A 17,099-nucleotide genomic window follows, 5' to 3' on the forward strand; every position below is an offset into this window, starting at 1 on the left:
GTGCCACGGGGCGATCGGCATGTCGTCTGCCGCCAGGGTGGGCGGCGTACGGCACCGGCGGGGTGAGGGTGGCGGCGTACGACGTGCCACGGGGCGATCGGCATGTCGTCTGCCGCCAGGGTGGGCCGGCGCAGCCCCAGCGCGGCCACCTCGACCTCGGAGACGCCGCCGGGTGGTCCACCGGCAGGTGGTCCGGGCGACGCCCGTCGGCCAGCCGCTTCCCGGTGGACCACCCCGCTCGGGCAGAATCAGCGCCATGAGTCGTGTCGTCCACCTGCACATCGGGGCACCCAAGACCGGCACGACGTACCTCCAGGACCGGCTCCGCCTCAACGCGCCGTCGCTGGCCCGGCACGGGGTGACGATCCCCGCCACCAGGCCCGGGCAGACCGACATGTTCCACTTCCGCGCGGCGCTCGACCTCCTCGACCAGGACTGGGGCGGCGCGCCCGGGCACGCCAAGGGCGCCTGGGACGCGATGCTGCGCCGCGTCGACCGGGCCGAGGGCAACGTGGTGATCAGCCACGAGATCCTCGCCGGGGCCAAGCCCGACAAGATCGCCAAGGCGCTCAACGACCTGGCCGACCACGAGGTGCACGTCGTGTACTCCGCACGCGACCTCGGCCGGCAGCTCCCTGCGGCGTGGCAGGAGTCGATCAAGCAGGGCCGCAAGTGGAGCTTCCGCCGTTTCATCAACCGCTACGAGCGCGGCAGCGCGTTCTTCTTCCGCCAGGCCCTCGACCTGCCGGACGTCCTCGGCGCCTGGGGCGCCAAGCTCCCCCCGGAGCGCGTCCACGTCGTGACGGTCCCGCACGACCGCGGCCCCGACGGGGACGAGCTGTGGCTGCGGTTCTGCCGCGCCTTCCGCATCGACCCGGCCTGGGCGCCGCTCGACTCCGAGCGCGACAACCGCTCGCTCGGCATCGCGGAGACCTCGCTGCTGCGCAAGCTCAACCGCCGGCTCGAGCTGGGCGTGCACCGCGACCCGGTCTACGACAACCTCATCCGCGAGCAGCTCGCGCAGGAGGTCCTGGTGGCGCGCGACGCGTGGCCGGTGCGGCTGCCGCCGGAGCGCTACGACCTCGCCGAGCAGCACGGCGAGCGGTGGATCGAGTGGATCAAGGCCAGCGGCGTCGACGTCATCGGCGACCTCGACGACCTCAGGCCGCGCCGCCCCGCGGACGACGAGGAGTGGCGCAACCCCGACCGCGTCCGGGCCAAGCTCGAGCTCGGCGCCGCGCTCGACGCCCTCGAGGTGATGACCCGGGAGGCGGCCGAGAGCCGGGCCCGGTCGAGCGTGGGGGGCAGGCTCCGCACCACGGCACGTCGACTGCGCGACCGTTGAGCACCCGCGCCCAGGCGTGGGTGGCCCACCTGCGCTCCGGGGGGACCACGCCCTGGCTGTCCTGGACCGCGGCCGCTTCCGCCGCGGCCGCGGACGGGCCGGTGCCCGGTGCCCAGCAGCTCGAGCTGCTGCGACGGATCAACCTGGCCGCCGGTGGCACCCCCGTGCCGGGGCTGGCCGACCGGGTCCTCACCGCTCCGGCCGCCGGACGCGGCAGGGCCGACCTCCCGCTGGTCGGCCTCGACGTGCCGCACTGGGGGCCCCGCCCGGTCGACCCGGCGTCGCTCGGCGCCCACGAGCTGGTGCGGGTGGCGGTCGTGCTCCTGGCCGACGACCTCGTCGCGCTGGGCCCCGACCTCGTCCCGACGTCGCGGCCGAGGCCGTGGCGCCGCCGGTTCCGGCTGGTCGGCGACCCCGTCACCGTCGGCGGGCTGCGTCGCCACCTCGCCTCCCGCGGCCGGCCCGAGGGAGGTCCGCGGCAGCTCGTCGTCGCGGTCGGCGCACCCCTCGACCAGCTCCTGGCCCGCACCTGGACGCAGCGCTGCTTCGAGACCGGCACGATGCCCTGGGCGGACTGGCTGCGGTTCTGGCGCGAGCGCGACCAGCTCCCGGCCCGCGCGGACCTCGTCGCGTCCGTACGCCGCTGGCCGGCCCGCCGCTCGCGCGTGCGGATCGTCACCGACCTCGACCTGCTGCCCCGGCAGGTCGGCGTACGCCACCTCCCGTCGGTCGCGGTGCCGGGCGCCGACCAGGCCGAGCTCGCCCGCCGCATCGCCGCGGTCGTCGGCCTGCGGGTGCTGGCCCACGAGCGACCCGCGCTGATGCGCACCCTGCAGGACCGGATGCCCGGCAGCGGAGCGGCACCCGTCGCTGTCCCGGCGCGCGACCACGAGTGGGTCGCCGCGTCGGCCGCCCGTGCTGCACGCGCGGTGACCCGCGCTGGCTACCCTGTCGTCGGCGACCTCGCCGACCTCGACCCGACCGGTGCGACCCCGGCGGCCGGCGGCGGCACCGCGCAGGTCCTCGACCTCGCCGTCCGGATGGTCGTCGACACCCGCTGGCGCACCGCCGGCGCACGACGACCGAGCGAGGGGCAGGTGGAGCGGTGAGCAGGCGGGTGCTGCTGCACGTGGGCTGCCCGAAGACCGGCACGTCCTACCTCCAGGACGTCCTCTTCCGCAACCAGTCGCTGCTCCGCGAGCACGACGTCCTCTACGCCGCCGACCGCTTCGACGCCCACTTCCTCGCCGCGCTCGACCTGATGACGCTGCCGTGGGGCGGCCTGGAGACCGAGGCCGTCGGTGCCTGGGACCACCTCGCCGCGCAGGTGCGCGAGTGGCACGGCACGGCGATCATCAGCCACGAGATCCTCGCGCGCGCCACGCCGACCCAGGTCACCCGCGCGCTGGCCTCCCTCGGGGACGCCGAGGTCCACCTCGTCCTGTCCGCGCGCGACCTGGTCCGCCAGGTGCCCGCGGAGTGGCAGGAGAACGTCAAGCACCGCAGCCACATCACCTACGCGCGGTTCCTGGAGACCGTCCGCGACCCCGACCGCGACTCCCGGATCGGCTCGTGGTTCTGGGCGGTCCAGGAGCTGCCCGACATCCTCGACCGCTGGGGCGCCGCGCTCCCCCCGGAGCGGGTCCACCTGGTCACGGTGCCGCCGCCGGGGTCCGACCGCGGCGAGCTGTGGCGGCGCTTCTCGCGCACCTTCGGCCTCGACGACCTGCCGCTCGACCTCACCGCCGAGCGCGAGAACCCCTCGCTCGGCGTGCCGGAGACCTCGCTGCTGCGCACCATCAACCAGCGCGTCACCTCGGTCCTCGCGCCGCCCGACTACCGCCCGCTGGTGCGCGAGCTGCTCGCCCACCAGACGCTGTCGCGCAGCGTGTCGTCCGCGCGCCTGGGCCTGTCGCCCGACGACCACGCCTGGGCTCGCGGGCTGTCCGCGCAGTGGGTCGCCACGCTGGCCGAGCGCGGCTACGACGTCGCCGGCGACCTCGACGACCTGCTCGGCCCCGAGCCGGGCGACTTCGCCGACCCGGACACGGCGGCGGCCGACGAGCTGCTGCCGCCGGCGCTCGAGGCCATCAGCGCGCTGCTGGTCGAGGGCGCGCGGCTGCGGGCGGTCGAGGAGCAGCTCCACGCGGAGCTGCGCGAGGCGCGCGAGGAGCGCGACCGGGCCCGGCTGACCCCGGCCCACCGGGCGCGCCGCAAGGTGGTCACGACCCTCGAGGACAGCGCGCCCGGACGCGGCACGCTCGCGGCGTACCGCCGCCTGCGCCGCAGGGGCTGAGCCTCAGCGCCGTCGCGCCAGCAGCTCGCGGTCGGCGTAGCGCCCGACCTTCCACGTCGCGAAGCCGTCGGCGCCCGCGCCGACCACCCCGCCGACCACCGGGACCCGCCTGCCCACGGTCGTGGCCAGCCGCTTGCCGACCACTCGCGTGACGATGTCGGAGGCGACCACCGAGGCGATGGTGCCGTCGAGCGCCGGGTCGTGCACCGGGGCGGTGGCCAGCGCCATCGGCGTGGCGGGGAGCTTGCGCGCCCGGACCATCTCGGTGACGGTCTCCTCGCCGAGGAGGAGCGCGAGCACGGCGTTGCGCACCCGCGGGTCGCTGAGGTCGTGGCCGCGCAGGTGGGCGATGCCGGCGGCCATCCGGCACTGGATGATCGCCAGGCCGGTGACGTTGGCCGGGATGGCGAGCGCGGCGGTGACGAGGCCGCCGACGTTGGTCGCGAAGCCCTGCGCACCCGCGATGCGGACGTTGTTCTCGATCACCTCGTGGATCGCACGCTCCACGTCGCCGCGCTGCTCGGCCAGCTGCTTGTCGGCCGCGACCGCGGCGGGCGCGAGCGGGCCGATGCCGTCGATGGCGCGGTGCAGCGCCTCGCGCACGAAGCCCGTGCTCAGCCCGGGGGTGAGCTCCTGGATGCGGGGTGCGAGCTGGCGCCCCACCGTCTGCTTCAGGCCCATGGCCCGATCGTACGGCGCCGCGCCTGAGCGCGCCGTGCCCGTCGCGGCCGTCGGCGCGTACCGCGGGCAGGGGTTGTTCGCTAGCGTGCGAAGGGTGCCCATCGCCCCCGACCCGACGCCCTGGGCCTTCCCGCACCACTCGACCTGGGACCCCGAGGACGACCTGGTGGCGCTCGGCGCCGACCTGGAGGCCGGGACGCTGCTGACGGCCTACCGGCTCGGGCTGTTCCCGATGCCGGTGACCCTCGAGCGCGAGGAGCTGGGGTGGTTCTCGCCGGTCGAGCGCGGGGTGCTGCCGCTCGACGGCCTGCGGGTCTCCCGCTCGCTGCGCCGGTCGGCACGCACGTTCGAGGTGCGGGTCGACACCGCCTTCGACGAGGTGGTCGCCCAGTGCGGCAGCCGCGAGCGTCCCGACGGCTGGATCACCCCCGACTTCGCGCGGGCCTACGGGCGCCTGCACCGGCTCGGCTGGGCCCACTCGGTGGAGGTGTGGCGCGGCGACCGGCTCGCGGGCGGGCTCTACGGCGTGAGCATCGGCGGGCTGTTCGCCGGGGAGTCGATGTTCCACCGCGAGCGCGACGCCTCCAAGGTGGCCCTGCTGGCGCTGGTCGACCTGCTCCGCGACGAGCACGCGGACCGACGGGTCCTCGACGTCCAGTGGCAGACGCCCCACCTGGCCTCGCTGGGCGTCGTACGAAGGCCGCGCGCGGAGTACCTCGAACAGCTGGCGGGCTGCCTCGACCTGCCGGAGCCGGCGGGGCTCCGGTTGGACGATTGAGCGGCGCCACGACAGGGTAGGCACCCAGTCACCGGGACGCGACCGCGCGTCCACGCGAAGGGGGAACACCGATGACCGTCCGAGCCCGCCTCACCACCGCCAGCGTGGTCCTCCTCGTCGGTGCCGCCACCGCTGCCTGCGGCGGCGGCAGCGGCGCCCCGGAGTCGGCCAGCAAGGACGACTTCTGCAAGGCGCAGACGAGCCTGTTCACCAGCCTCGACCTCGGCGACGGCACCGAGCTGCCGTCGGAGAAGGACCTGGCCGACGCGATGCACACCTGGGCCGACAAGATCGAGGAGGTCGGCACGCCGGAGAACATCTCCGACGACGCCCGCAAGGGCTTCGAGGAGACGGTCGAGGCCGCCCACGACGTCTCCGAGGCCGACCTCAAGTCGCCCGACCTCGACTCGCTCGAGGCCGACATGTCCGACGAGGCCAAGAAGCAGGTCGAGGCGTTCACCACCTACGTCAACGACACCTGCGGCTCGATGTTCGGCGACCTCGAGACCCCTGAGCTCCCCGACGCCAGCTGAGCACCGCCGGGAGGCGGGCACGCGAAGACGCGGTCCCCGCGTGCCCGCACGGGTACGATCGTGGCCAGGGCACGGGTCAACGGGAGGGGTCACCATGCCGATCAGCCGCGAGGGACGCATCTGCTCCTTCTGCGCGACCCCGGGTGGCCCCGGGACCGACCTGTCGCTGGTCGGTGGCCTCGGGGCGCAGATCTGCGTGCCGTGCGTCGAGCACTTCCACGCGCTCGTCCAGGACGCCGAGCAGGTCAGCGCCAAGCGCAAGACGCTCCCGTGGGAGCGGATGGACGACACCGAGCTGCTGGCGACACTGCCGCAGATCCTCGCCTCGGCCGAGCAGAACGCCTCCTTCGCGCAGGAGTGGGTCGACATGCTGCGCGGACGCGGCATCACCTGGGCCGAGATCGGCCGGGTCCTCGGCGTCTCGCGCCAGGCCGCGTGGGAGCGGTTCACCAAGAAGCCGGCCCGAAAGAGCGCATCTGCGTGACCTCCCGGCTCGCGTCAAGGTACGCTTGACGCGAGTTGGTCGGGCTGTCACGGGGGTGAGCCCGACCAACTCCCATGTCCGGGCCCGGACGGCCTCACTTCAGCAGGCGTGACATCCGGCGGTCGGCCAGCGGCTTCCCGCCGGTCTGGCAGGTCGGGCAGTACTGCAGGCTCGAGTCGGCGAACGACACCTCGCGCACGACGTCGCCGCACACCGGGCACGCCTGACCGGTGCGGCCGTGCACCGCGAGGTTGCTCTTCTTCTCGCCCTTGAGCTCGCTGGCCGCGAGGCCGCTCGAGCGGGCGACGGCGTCGCCGAGGGTGGTGCGGATGGCGTCGTAGAGGGTCTGGAGGTCGTCGTCCTCCAGGCTGTTGGCGGGCTTGAACGGCGACATGCGGGCGGCGTGCAGGATCTCGTCGGAGTAGGCGTTGCCGATGCCGGCGATGATCGACTGCATCCGCATCACGCCCTTGATCTGCTTGCGGCCCTCGCGCGCCAGGATCTCGCGCAGCGTCTCGACGGTGAAGTCGTCGGAGAGCGGGTCGGGCCCGAGGCGGGCGATCCCCTCGACCTCCTGCGGGTCGCGCACGACGTAGATCGCCAGGCCCTTCTTCGTGCCGGCCTCGGTGATGTCGAGGCCCGGGTGCACGTCGAGGTCGGGGTCGTCGATGACCACGCGCGCCGCCAGCGGGTTCTTGCCGCCCGGGCGGGCCGGGAGGGCCGGCACCTCGTCGCGCCAGCGGATCCACCCCGCGCGCGCGAGGTGCACGACGAGGTGCACGCCGCTGGCGTCGATGTCGAGGAACTTGCCGTGCCGGGTGACCCCGTCGACCAGCGTGCCGTGGAGGGCGTGCAGCGGCGGGTCGAACGTCTTCAGGGCGCTGAACGCGGCCAGGTCGACGCGGCTGATGGCGCGGCCGACGAGGCGGCCGCGCAGGTCCTGGGCGAGGGCTTCGACCTCGGGCAGCTCGGGCACGCACCCGAGTCTAGGCAGGGGGTTGTGGGAGGAGTCACAATGGAACATGGCCCAGCAGCGCACTCCTCGCACCGGGGCGGTCTTCCTCGACCCCCGCGGCGAGGACCGCTCGCTCCGGGTGACGTGGCACCAGGAGTCCCAGCTGGTGGTGCTCTCGCTCTGGCGCGACAACGTCTGCGCCGGGACGTTCCGGCTCGCCGCCGACGAGGTCCCCGACCTGATCGCGCTGCTGCGCCGCGGGCTCGACGAGGCCTACGACGCCGCGCGCGAGCGGGTGGCGCGGGTCGAGCGGGCGCCCGAGGCGGGCTGAGCGCCGCGACACGACTCGCGCACTATCCGGTGGTCTATGAAATTGCCTAGACTTCCCGATAGCGTCCGATCATGGACCCGATCCGCAACCCGTACGCCCCCGGCGCCGGGCAGCGTCCGCCCGAGCTGGCCGGCCGCGACGAGCAGCTCGCCGCCTTCGACGTGGTGCTGGAGCGCGTCGCGAAGGGCCGGCCCGAGCGCAGCCTCGTCCTCACCGGTCTGCGCGGTGTCGGCAAGACCGTCCTGCTCAACGCGCTGCGCGGCACGGCGGTCCGCAAGGGCTGGGGGACCGGCAAGCTCGAGGCGCGTCCCGGGCAGGGCCTGCGACGCCCGCTGAGCAGCGCGCTGCACCAGGCGGTGCGCGAGCTGGGTCGGTCGGACGAGGAGTCGGTCGACCACGTCCTCGGCGTGCTCAAGTCGTTCGCCCAGCGCGACGCCGGCGCCGGCGCGAGGATCAAGGACCAGTGGAGCCCGGGCATCGACGCGCCCGCCGTGCGCGGGCGCGCCGACTCGGGCGACATCGAGATCGACCTCGTCGAGCTCTTCACCGACCTCGGCGGCCTCGCGGCCGATGTCGGCAAGGGGGTCGCGGTCTTCATCGACGAGATGCAGGACCTCGGGCCCGACGACGTCTCCGCGCTCTGCGCGGCCTGCCACGAGCTCAGCCAGTCGGGCCTGCCGGTCATCGTGGTCGGCGCCGGGCTGCCTCACCTGCCCGCCGTGCTGAGCGCGAGCAAGTCCTACAGCGAGCGGCTCTTCCGCTACCAGCGCATCGACCGGCTCACCCGTGACGCCGCCGACCAGGCCCTCGAGGCTCCCGCCGCCGACGAGGACGCCGCCTTCGAGCCCGACGCGCTCGCCGCGATGTACGCCGCCACCGGCGGCTACCCCTACTTCATCCAGGCCTACGGCAAGGCGGTGTGGGACCTCGCCCCGCGCTCGCCGATCACCGCCGCCGACGTCGCGGTCGCCGCGCCCGAGGCCGAGTCGGAGCTGGCCGTGGGCTTCTTCGGCTCGCGCTACGAGCGCGCCACGCCCGGCGAGCGCGACTACCTGATGGCGATGGCCGACGTCGCCGCCTCCCAGGCCGACGGCACCGACGGCGGCGCGGACGTCGACGGCGGCGCCGTGCTCAGCGCCGACGTCGCCGCAGCCCTGGGCAAGAAGCCCCAGTCGCTCTCGCCGGCCCGCGACTCCCTGCTCAAGAAGGGCCTGGTCTACTCCGGCGAGCGTGGCCGGATCGCCTTCACCGTCCCCCACTTCGGGCGCTACCTCCGCGACCGGGGGTAGGACCTCTCGCGCGTGTCCCGAGGTTCTGGGGGTTTGCAAGCAGCGAGAACCCCGGGTTTCCCCGGCTAGGCGGGGGAACCCGGCGCACGGCGCCCGATCAGCCGGGGCGCGACCTCAGGCGGGGGGCGGGACGCGGAACTCGCGCGGCAGCTCCTCGAGCAGCCGGAGCCAGAGCTCGGCGGCGGTGGGGTACGACGCCACGGCGTGGCGCAGGACGTGGGTCGGCACCCCCCCGGTGATCGCGACGGTCGCGGCGTGGACCAGCTCGCCGGCCTCCGGGCCGACGAAGGTCGCGCCGAGGAGCAGGTGCGTGCGCGCGTCGACGACGAGCTGCGCGTCGCCGGCGACGTGGTCGCGCAGCAGCCCGGTGCCGGCGGCGGACGAGGTGGGCACCTTGGTGGTCACCACGTCGTGCCCGGCGTCGCGCGCCTGCGCCTCGGTCAGGCCGACCGAGGCCACCTCCGGCTCGGTGAAGACCACCTGCGGGACCGGCGCCTCGCGGTCGGGCTCCCACGCGACCTCACCTGCGGCGGCCGCGGCGATCCGCGCACCGACGACGCGGGCCTGGTGCTTGCCCCAGTGGGTCAGCGGCGGGCCGCCGCTGGCGTCGCCGACGGCGTGCAGCCACTCCGGCAGCCGTCCGCCGGTGACGTCGTCGGGGGTGAGGTCGACCGCCTCGAGGCCGACGTCGTCGAGGCGCGGCGCACGGCCGATCGCGAGCAGCAGCTCGTCGGCCTCGACCTCGCCGGCCGACGTGGTGAGGGTGACGGTCCCGCCGTGCACCTTGCCGGTGACGGTCGCCTCCGCCCCCTCGCGTCGTACGTCGCTGACCTCGGTGCCGAGGTGCACCGTGACGCCGCGCTCGCGCAGGCCATCGAGCACGGCGTCGGCCGCGAACGGCTCGGTCCGCCCGAGCAGGCGGCGGTCGCGAACCACGAGGGTCACCTGCGAGCCGAGGGCGGTCATCCACAGCGCCGCCTCGCACGCCACGACCCCACCGCCGACGATCGCCAGCCGGTCGGGCACCTCGACGACACCGGTCGCGTCGCGGGAGTCCCAGGCGTGGACGTCGGCGTAGAGGTCGGGCACCCGGGCCGAGCTGCCGGTGGCGAGGACGACCGCCTGCCGCGCCCGCACGCGCGTCGTGCCCTCCGACGAGACGACCTCGACGGTGCGCTCGCCGACCAGCCGACCGTGGCCGCGCAGCACGGCGAGCCCGGCGCCCTCGGCCCACGAGGCCTGGCCGGAGTCGTCGTAGTGGGAGACCCACGTGTCGCGCCGCTCGAGCAGCGCCTGCGCCTCGACGTGCGCGGTCGATACCCCCGCGAGGTCGGAGGTGATGTCGGCGACCGCGACCGGTCGCAGCAGCGCCTTGCTCGGCATGCACGCCCAGTAGCTGCACTCGCCGCCGAGCAGCTCGCCCTCGATGATCGCCGCGGTCATCGAGGTGCCCTCGACGGCGTACTGGGCGGCGTTCTCGCCCGCCGGGCCGCCGCCGATGACGACGACGTCGTACTCCCTGGTCTGGTCCATGACCCGACCCTACGGGTGGCCGGAAGTGGCGGGTGCTTGCCGCTTCACCTAAAATCGTCGGCGAGGGGAGTACCCCACCCAACATCCGTCGGTCAGTACGGTGCCTCGACAGGCACCCCGGCGGAGGCCGCCACTCGGCGCGGCGGGGGAGACCTCAGGCCCACCGTCCTGAGGAGACCCATGTCATCGATCGCGTCACCCACCCTGTGGTTCGTCACCATCGGGGTCGTGCTCGCCCTGCTCGTCGTCGACTTCATCGCCACGCGCAAGCCGCACGAGGTGAAGATGAAGGAGGCCATCGCCTGGTCGGCGTTCTACGTCGCGCTGCCGCTGGCGTTCGGCCTCTACGTGTGGACCCAGCACGGCGGCGACCGGGGCCTGGAGTACTACACCGGCTACCTCGTCGAGAAGACGCTCAGCGTCGACAACCTGTTCGTCTTCATGCTGCTGCTCGCCGCGTTCGCGGTGCCCGAGGTGCTCAAGCAGCGGGTGCTGCTCTACGGCATCGTCGGCGCGCTGGTCCTGCGCGGCATCTTCATCGCGCTGGGCGCCGCGGCCCTCTCGCGCTTCGACTGGGTCTTCCTGGTCTTCGGCCTGGTCCTGCTCGCCACCGGCGTGAAGCTGCTCCGCGACGCGGTCCGCGGCCAGGAGCACGAGGTCGAGGTCTCCGACATGCGCGTGGTGAGGCTGATGCGCCGCATCATGCCGGTGACCGACGACTACGAGGGCGCGAAGCTCACCGTGGTGAGGAACGGTGCCCGCGCTCTCACCCCGTTCGCGCTGGTCACCGTCGCGGTCTTCGCCACCGACGTCGTCTTCGCCGTCGACTCGGTGCCGGCGGTCTACGGCATCACCGGTGACCCGTACCTCGTGTTCGTGACCAACGCCTTCGCGCTGCTCGGCCTCCGGGCGCTCTACTTCGTCCTCGAGGGCGCGCTCGGTGCGCTGGAGCACCTGTCCTACGGCCTCGCCGCGATCCTCGGCTTCATCGGCTTCAAGCTGGTCCTGCACTGGGCCCACCTGGTCTGGCCGTCGGTCCCCGACGTGCCGACCCTGATGTCGCTGTTCGTGATCGTCGGCATCCTCGGCATCACCGTCGCGACCAGCCTGGTGGCCAACAGGAGGAAGAAGGCGGCCCGCTCCGCCGGCTCGTCCGACGAGCCCGTCGGCACGCACTGACCCGCACCGGCCGGACGGCGTACGTCAGCACCAGCGGCGTACGCCGTCGGGTCGGAGGGCGCGGTCGCGCAGCACCACCGCGAGCCGGTCGCCGAATCCCTCGCAGGTCTTCCGGAAGTCGCGGGCGCGGTACTCCACGACGAGCACCTGGTCGCCGTAGACGTCGGTGTAGTCGCCGCACTCGTCGTAGCGCCCGCACTCCTCGGCGATCGCGAAGTCGTAGCCGGCGCGGGTGCCGTCCCACCCGGCGCGGTTCTTCTGCCCGGCCGCCAGGCCCGCGTCGTGCGCGGCCGCCGTCAGGAGGCGGGCGTACGCCGTCGCCTGCCGGGCGCGCAGGAGGCCGCTGCTGCGCGTGTAGGAGTCGAGGTTGTCGTACTCCACGGCGTCGAAGCCGTCACGGGCGCAGCCCGCGGTCCACCGGCCGACGATCCGCGCGAGCCGCTCGCGCTTGGCAGCGGTGCGCACGTCGAGCAGCCACTCGCCCCACGCCTCGTCGGTCACCAGGCGCCCGTCGGCGTCCTGCAGCAGCAGGTCGCGGCGGGCGAGCCAGAAGCGACGGGCGTCGGGCTGGGTCTGGAAGCCGTTGACGTAGCAGACGTTGAAGGCCCCCGGTGCGGGCGTCTCGGTGCGGTCGCGCACGACGATGCCGACGTTGTCGGGGACGTAGGCGGGGCCGCCGAGCTGGTAGTCGACGTCGGTCCCGGTGGGCAGGGACGCAGGCTCGGCCCGGGCGGCGTGGGCGGTGGCCGGCGCGAGCAGCAGAGCGGCGAGGACCGCGGGGAGAACGGCAGCGAGGACTGTCCTGAGGTGTCGGGGCACGGGGTCAGTCAACCGTCAGCATGGTCGCGCCGAGGCCGATCATCATCGTGCCGCCGGTCGCGCTGAGCGCGTCGAGGCGGGTGGGGCGCCGGGCGAACCACGTGCGGGCCGCCCCGGCCGCGAGCGCCCAGACGCTGTCGGACGCGGCTGCCATCACCCCGAAGACGAGGCCGAGCAGCATCGTCTGGGCGGCGATCGCCCCGCCGGGGTCGGCGAACTGGGGCAGGAAGGCGACGAAGAAGACGATGGTCTTGGGGTTGGTCGCGCCGACGGTGAACCCGATCCGCACCGGATGGCCGCGGCGCACCGGCGCGGCGGTCGCCATCGCGACGCGCGCGTCGGAGCGATGCCGGATCGCCTGGACCCCCAGCCAGATCACGTAGGCGGCGCCGAGCAGCTTGACCACGGTGTAGGCCGTCGCGCTGGCCGCGACGACCGCACCGAGCCCGACCGCCACCAGCGCGACCTGGGCGAGCAGCCCGAGCGCGTTGCCGACCACCGAGAGCAGCGCCTCGCGCCGGCCGACGGTCAGTGCGCGGCCGATCGTGAACAGCAGGCTGGGGCCCGGCACCTGGATGAAGAGGATCGAGGCGACGAGGAACGCGATCCACTGGCTCGACGACGGCATGGCCCCAGTGTGGGGCCGTGCCGCCGCCGTCGCCAGACGTTTCGGCCGGGCTGCGTGGGTGGGTGGAGGGTCAGCAGCCGCAGGAGTAGTAGGTGATGTCCCAGTGGTTGCTCTCGCGGGCGTACACGTTGCCGGACGGCGCGGTGTAGAGCGCGGCGCCGTCGCTGCGGGTGCCGGAGTAGGAGTAGTGGCTGGTGATGTAGCTGCTCACGCAGGTCGTCGGGCTGACGTCGACCTTGTAGCCGTTCCAGTGGCTGTAGGTGCCCGACGCGTGTCCGGTCTCGGTGCCGCCGGTGATGGTGATGGCGCAGCCGCTGATCGACCGGAAGGTCTTGATCCCGCTGACCGTCTCCTGGTTGATCTGGTCGTAGGACGTGCAGGTCGACACGTTGCGGTTGGTGCAGCCGCCGCTCGAGACGCGCGTGATCCCGGAGGCCGACAGCTGGCTGGCAGCCTGGGCGTCGGTGAGCTTGGTGACCGCGAACGACGGCCCGGCGAGACCGGCGACCGCGACGAGGGACCCGGTCAGGGCCAGGGCGGCCCGGGTGCTGGTGGCGTGGTGGGGCATGACAGTGCTCCGTACGTCGTGGCGAGACCCCCGATGGCCTCGCGACTCACCCCACCCGATCAACCGGGGCCGGTCGCGGTCAACCCCCGCACGGTGAATTCGGCTCGCCTCGGCCCCGGGTCTCTGGGAGACTCAGGGCCGAGGGCGACGTCCGACGCCCAGCCCGACGCGACGGCCCCGGTCCGCGCGAGGTGGCCAAGGGGAGCAGATCCTCGGGCGGTCCACACAGTTCGACGACGCCCGCTGCAGCGGCGTACCGGGGGCGCAGCGCAGTCGAAGGTGATCGGCGATGACGAAGGACAGCGACTTCAAGAAGGTCGTGCGCGCCCGGATGGCGCAGACGGGTGAGGCGTACGCCGCCGCGCGTGCGGCGGTGCTGGCGACCCCGGACCCGCGCGCGGAGGCGTACGACGTCGCCCGCGCGGAGCAGGAGCGACTGGTGGGTCGGCTCTTCGCCGACGGCCGGATCGCGCGGGTGCCGGCGCGGCGGAAGGTGCGGGCCGCGGTGCTGCTGGAGGTGCTGACCCGCTTCGAGCCGGGCCGCACCTACAGCGAGAAGGAGGTCAACGAGGTGCTGCTCGGGGTGCACGAGGACTTCGCCTACCTGCGCCGCGAGCTGGTCAACTACCACTACCTCCAGCGCGAGGACGGTCGCTACCGGACCGCCGAACAGGCACCGGAGCGCACGGCGCAGCAGCGGCAGGAGATCCCGGCGTGGGAGGCGTGCTGGCTGCCCGGGTTCCTGGCGGGCTCCCCGGCCTCTGGTCACTGAGCCGGCGAGGGGGCAGGCTGGGCCCATGGCCGACAGCGTCCCCGCAGGCATCGATCCCACCGTCCCGCCCTCCGGCACCGGCTGCGTCGAGTGCGACGCCGCCGGAGGGTGGTGGGTCCACCTGCGCCGCTGCGCGCAGTGCGGGCACGTCGGCTGCTGCGACAGCAGCCCGTCGCAGCACGCCACCGCGCACTTCCGCGCGACCGGCCACCCGGTGATGCAGAGCTTCGAGCCGGGCGAGGAGTGGTTCTGGGACTTCGCCGGGGAGACCGGCCTGGAGGGCCCGCGCCTGGCCGACCCGCAGGCACACCCCGACGACCAGCCGGTCCCCGGACCGGCCGGACGGGTCCCCGCGGACTGGCGCGACCACGTGAACTGAGCGACGAGACCCCCCGCTCGGGCGGTCCGTCCACCGCCGGGCCGTCCGGCGTGCGACGATCTGGCCATGCGTCGTGCCCCGCGCATCCGCCGCGCCGCCCCGTCCCGCACCCGCCCCCAGGTGGTGGCTCACCGCGGCAGCAGCCACGACACCGCCGAGCACACCCTCGCCGCCTACGTGAAGGCGCTCGACGAGGGGGCCGAGGCGCTCGAGTGCGACGTCCGGCTCACCGCCGACGGCCACCTCGTGTGCGTCCACGACCGCGACCTGCGGCGTACGGCGTCGACGTCGGGCCTGGTCTCCACGATGAACCTGGCCGAGCTCGACGAGCTCGACTTCGCGTCGTGGAAGAACCCGTGGGCCGAGATGGACGACGAGGCCCCCGAGGTCGACCCCGAGCGCGGCCGGGTGCTGACCCTGCGCAAGCTCCTCGAGACGGTCGCCGACTACGACCGGCACGTCGAGATGGCGATCGAGACCAAGCACCCGACGCGCTACGGCGGGCTGGTCGAGCGGCGCCTCGTCGACACCCTCGGCGACTTCGGCTGGGACCGGGCGGGCTCGCCGGCGCGGGTGATGAGCTTCTCCCTCAACGCGCTCACCCGGGTCAAGCGGCTCGCACCCGGCCTCGACGTGGTGATGCTGATCGAGCACGCCCACCTGTGGCCGGTGCTGCGCCCGATGGTCGGCGACGACTGGATCATCGGCCCGGGCATCGAGGAGCTGCGCGACCACCCCGGCCTGGGCCGGCACCTGGTCAAGGCCGCGCGCGAGGTCCACGTCTGGACCGTCAACACCGCCGACGACCTGCAGGTCTGCCTCGACCTCGGGGTCGGCGCGGTCATCTCCGACCGTCCCGCCCACATGCTCGAGCTGCTGGGCGTCAGCGGCTGACGCCTGCCGCGGCGGCCCCTGCGGGTGGCGCCGACTAGGGTTCGGGCATGGCCAAGAAGTCCCGCAGCCCGCAGACGTCCGCTCCCCGCGCCGAGGGCGAGGTCGGACCCCGCCAGCCCTGCCCGTGCGGCTCGGGCAAGCGCTACAAGGCCTGCCACGGCGCGGCCGGCGGCGCCGCCCCCACCTTCGTCGCGCGTCCCTTCGAGGGGATGCCCAGCGAGTGCGACGTGATCGCGCTGCGCGAGCTGGTGCCCGCCGCGACCGCGCCGCTCACGCTGAAGGAGGGCTCGCGCGCCGTCCGGCTGGCCACCCTGCTGCCCGGCGCCGCGCCCGCGATGGTGCGCGAGTCCGGCGACGTGTGGCTCGGCCTGCAGGTGCAGCACGCCTACGGCAACCCCGCCCGCGACCTCGGCGCGGTCCTCGAGCTGGCGCTGGCCACCGAGGAGCCCGGCATCATCGGGCTGATGAGCGCGCCCGGCGAGGGCCCGAGCCTGCAGGACCTGATCAGCGACACGACGCTCGACATCACCGTCCACGACGGCTTCGAGTACTGGATCGACGACATCCCCGAGCGCGACGCCGGCATGGAGGCCGCGCTCGAGCAGGCCAACAGCGGCGTGATGCCGACCTCGCGGCTGTCCTCGGTCGAGGCGGCGTACTGGACCAACGTCGGCACCAAGGAGCACCTGCGCTGGGTGATGCCGCACGACGAGGACCGCCTGCTCGACGCCCTCGCCCGCCTCCACGCCGCCGGCCAGGACTCCGTGGCCGACGGCTCGCGCTTCGTCGGCATGTTCCGCGCGCACGGCCTGCTCGCCCCGGTCTGGGACCTCCCGCTCGGCACCGGCGCCGAGGTGCTGGAGGAGCCCGCCGCCCGCTTCGCCACCGACCTCGCCGAGGCGCTGGAGGGGGGCGACCTCACCGCCGCCGAGCGCTCGGCGCGCGCCGGGCTCGCGAACCGCCAGGTGACGATCCGGTAAGGACTGGTCCACGAACTCCACGGGGCGAGAACAACCCGCGCGGATGTTGTGCGCGTCGTCGCCCGCGGAGTAGATTGCACATCGCCCGGTCGTTGTTGTTTCCCCCGTCAACAACGGCCGGGCTTCCCAATTTCGCGGGTGCCTCCTCCCCCGCCGCCTCCACGATCTCCGTCGCGGCTCAGGCCAGCCGGAGCGCCTCGATGCGCAGGTCGGATCCCTCGCGCAGCGGCTGCCACTCGCCGGTGCCGACGAAGCCGTGCGCCTCGTAGAGCCGGCGGGCGGCGTCGTTGCCCTCGGTGACGTGGAGGACAACGGACCGCCCGAGCCCTCGGGCGTGGTCGACCAGCGCCGCCAGGATCCGCGCGCCGACCCCGTGTCCGCGCGCCTCGGGCGCGACCCACATGCCCCAGACGAAGGCCTCCGCCGAGCCCTCGGGGACGAACAGGCCTCCCATCGCGACGGGCCCGTCGACGTCGTACGCCATCACGAGCGGGCCGGGACCGTCGGTCCGGGAGCGCCAGACCGACTCCGGCTGGGCCTCCGCCTCGGCGAGCGTCGCCCCGAAGGCGGTCGGGGCGTCGGCCAGGGCGCGGAGGCGGAGCGCGCGGACGTCTGCCCAGTCCTCGCCGGACACGGTGCGCAGCTCGGGTGCCAT

At 74.1% G+C, this 17,099-nt stretch carries 20 protein-coding genes; 13 read left to right on the forward strand and 7 right to left on the reverse strand.

The window, feature by feature from the left end:
* Positions 1–256: 256 nt before the first annotated feature.
* Genes ACFFJG_RS10455 through ACFFJG_RS10465 form a run of 3 tightly spaced genes read left to right on the forward strand, consistent with a single transcriptional unit; the run spans position 257 to position 3,641 of the window.
* Positions 257–1,345: a hypothetical protein gene (locus ACFFJG_RS10455; protein ID WP_378518628.1), complete on the forward strand. Its 1,089-nt coding sequence runs from the start codon at positions 257–259 to the stop codon at positions 1,343–1,345.
* Complete coding sequence (locus ACFFJG_RS10460; RefSeq protein ID WP_378518629.1) at positions 1,342–2,454, forward strand: hypothetical protein; 1,113 nt, start codon at positions 1,342–1,344, stop codon at positions 2,452–2,454. Before ACFFJG_RS10455 ends, ACFFJG_RS10460 begins: the two co-directional genes overlap by 4 nt.
* Complete coding sequence (locus tag ACFFJG_RS10465; RefSeq protein ID WP_378518630.1) at positions 2,451–3,641, forward strand: hypothetical protein; 1,191 nt, start codon at positions 2,451–2,453, stop codon at positions 3,639–3,641. Before ACFFJG_RS10460 ends, ACFFJG_RS10465 begins: the two co-directional genes overlap by 4 nt.
* A 3-nt stretch (positions 3,642–3,644) precedes the next feature.
* Here the strand turns inward: ACFFJG_RS10465 and ACFFJG_RS10470 are convergent, their stop codons facing one another.
* Entirely contained in the window at positions 3,645–4,322 is a 678-nt protein-coding gene (locus ACFFJG_RS10470; protein WP_378518631.1) for an EcsC family protein, read from the reverse strand.
* A 94-nt stretch (positions 4,323–4,416) separates the two neighbouring features.
* On the opposite strand from ACFFJG_RS10470, the gene aat reads away from it, so the two are divergent.
* The 3 genes from aat to ACFFJG_RS10485 all read left to right on the forward strand — a co-directional run bounded on the left by aat (position 4,417) and on the right by ACFFJG_RS10485 (position 6,117).
* Positions 4,417–5,100, forward strand: a complete 684-nt coding sequence (gene aat / locus ACFFJG_RS10475; RefSeq protein ID WP_378518632.1) for a leucyl/phenylalanyl-tRNA--protein transferase — start codon at positions 4,417–4,419, stop codon at positions 5,098–5,100.
* Positions 5,101–5,171: 71 nt separating this feature from the next.
* The gene (locus tag ACFFJG_RS10480; RefSeq protein WP_378518633.1) at positions 5,172–5,633 is read left to right on the forward strand and encodes a hypothetical protein; all 462 of its coding nucleotides are present in this window, start codon (positions 5,172–5,174) and stop codon (positions 5,631–5,633) included.
* A 94-nt stretch (positions 5,634–5,727) separates the two neighbouring features.
* Complete coding sequence (locus ACFFJG_RS10485) at positions 5,728–6,117, forward strand: hypothetical protein (protein ID WP_378518635.1); 390 nt, start codon at positions 5,728–5,730, stop codon at positions 6,115–6,117.
* A 94-nt stretch (positions 6,118–6,211) separates the two neighbouring features.
* On the opposite strand, the gene ACFFJG_RS10490 is transcribed toward ACFFJG_RS10485, so the two are convergent.
* Positions 6,212–7,093: an Fpg/Nei family DNA glycosylase gene (locus ACFFJG_RS10490; protein WP_378518636.1), complete on the reverse strand. Its 882-nt coding sequence runs from the start codon at positions 7,091–7,093 to the stop codon at positions 6,212–6,214.
* A gap of 46 nt (positions 7,094–7,139) precedes the next feature.
* Here ACFFJG_RS10490 and ACFFJG_RS10495 point away from each other — a divergent pair, with 46 nt between their 5' ends.
* On the forward strand, positions 7,140–7,403 hold the full coding sequence (locus ACFFJG_RS10495) for a hypothetical protein (RefSeq protein WP_378518638.1): 264 nt from the start codon (positions 7,140–7,142) through the stop codon (positions 7,401–7,403).
* 71 nt (positions 7,404–7,474) lie between these two features.
* The gene (locus ACFFJG_RS10500) at positions 7,475–8,692 is read left to right on the forward strand and encodes an ATP-binding protein (protein ID WP_378518639.1); all 1,218 of its coding nucleotides are present in this window, start codon (positions 7,475–7,477) and stop codon (positions 8,690–8,692) included.
* Between the two features lie 114 nt (positions 8,693–8,806).
* Here the strand turns inward: ACFFJG_RS10500 and ACFFJG_RS10505 are convergent, their stop codons facing one another.
* Positions 8,807–10,225, reverse strand: a complete 1,419-nt coding sequence (locus ACFFJG_RS10505; RefSeq protein WP_378518640.1) for a dihydrolipoyl dehydrogenase family protein — start codon at positions 10,223–10,225, stop codon at positions 8,807–8,809.
* 180 nt (positions 10,226–10,405) lie between these two features.
* On the opposite strand from ACFFJG_RS10505, the gene ACFFJG_RS10510 reads away from it, so the two are divergent.
* Positions 10,406–11,404, forward strand: coding sequence for a TerC family protein (locus tag ACFFJG_RS10510; protein ID WP_378518641.1), 999 nt, complete (start codon positions 10,406–10,408; stop codon positions 11,402–11,404).
* Between the two features lie 24 nt (positions 11,405–11,428).
* Here the strand turns inward: ACFFJG_RS10510 and ACFFJG_RS10515 are convergent, their stop codons facing one another.
* The 3 genes from ACFFJG_RS10515 to ACFFJG_RS10525 all read right to left on the reverse strand — a co-directional run bounded on the left by ACFFJG_RS10515 (position 11,429) and on the right by ACFFJG_RS10525 (position 13,419).
* Complete coding sequence (locus ACFFJG_RS10515) at positions 11,429–12,223, reverse strand: endo alpha-1,4 polygalactosaminidase (protein WP_378518643.1); 795 nt, start codon at positions 12,221–12,223, stop codon at positions 11,429–11,431.
* 4 nt (positions 12,224–12,227) lie between these two features.
* Entirely contained in the window at positions 12,228–12,851 is a 624-nt protein-coding gene (locus ACFFJG_RS10520; protein ID WP_378518644.1) for a LysE family translocator, read from the reverse strand.
* 70 nt (positions 12,852–12,921) lie between these two features.
* The gene (locus tag ACFFJG_RS10525; protein WP_378518645.1) at positions 12,922–13,419 is read right to left on the reverse strand and encodes a hypothetical protein; all 498 of its coding nucleotides are present in this window, start codon (positions 13,417–13,419) and stop codon (positions 12,922–12,924) included.
* Between the two features lie 289 nt (positions 13,420–13,708).
* On the opposite strand from ACFFJG_RS10525, the gene ACFFJG_RS10530 reads away from it, so the two are divergent.
* The 4 genes from ACFFJG_RS10530 to ACFFJG_RS10545 all read left to right on the forward strand — a co-directional run bounded on the left by ACFFJG_RS10530 (position 13,709) and on the right by ACFFJG_RS10545 (position 16,444).
* Positions 13,709–14,191, forward strand: coding sequence for a DUF2087 domain-containing protein (locus ACFFJG_RS10530; protein WP_378518647.1), 483 nt, complete (start codon positions 13,709–13,711; stop codon positions 14,189–14,191).
* 25 nt (positions 14,192–14,216) lie between these two features.
* Positions 14,217–14,570: a UBP-type zinc finger domain-containing protein gene (locus ACFFJG_RS10535; protein ID WP_378518649.1), complete on the forward strand. Its 354-nt coding sequence runs from the start codon at positions 14,217–14,219 to the stop codon at positions 14,568–14,570.
* Between the two features lie 66 nt (positions 14,571–14,636).
* Complete coding sequence (locus ACFFJG_RS10540) at positions 14,637–15,464, forward strand: glycerophosphodiester phosphodiesterase family protein (protein ID WP_378518650.1); 828 nt, start codon at positions 14,637–14,639, stop codon at positions 15,462–15,464.
* A 47-nt stretch (positions 15,465–15,511) separates the two neighbouring features.
* On the forward strand, positions 15,512–16,444 hold the full coding sequence (locus tag ACFFJG_RS10545; protein ID WP_378518651.1) for a DUF5926 family protein: 933 nt from the start codon (positions 15,512–15,514) through the stop codon (positions 16,442–16,444).
* Between the two features lie 178 nt (positions 16,445–16,622).
* Here ACFFJG_RS10545 and ACFFJG_RS10550 read toward each other — a convergent pair whose 3' ends face one another.
* Complete coding sequence (locus tag ACFFJG_RS10550) at positions 16,623–17,099, reverse strand: GNAT family N-acetyltransferase (protein ID WP_378518652.1); 477 nt, start codon at positions 17,097–17,099, stop codon at positions 16,623–16,625.

The organism is Nocardioides zeicaulis (assembly GCF_042432345.1).
In the GTDB taxonomy this organism is placed as follows: domain Bacteria; phylum Actinomycetota; class Actinomycetes; order Propionibacteriales; family Nocardioidaceae; genus Nocardioides; species Nocardioides zeicaulis.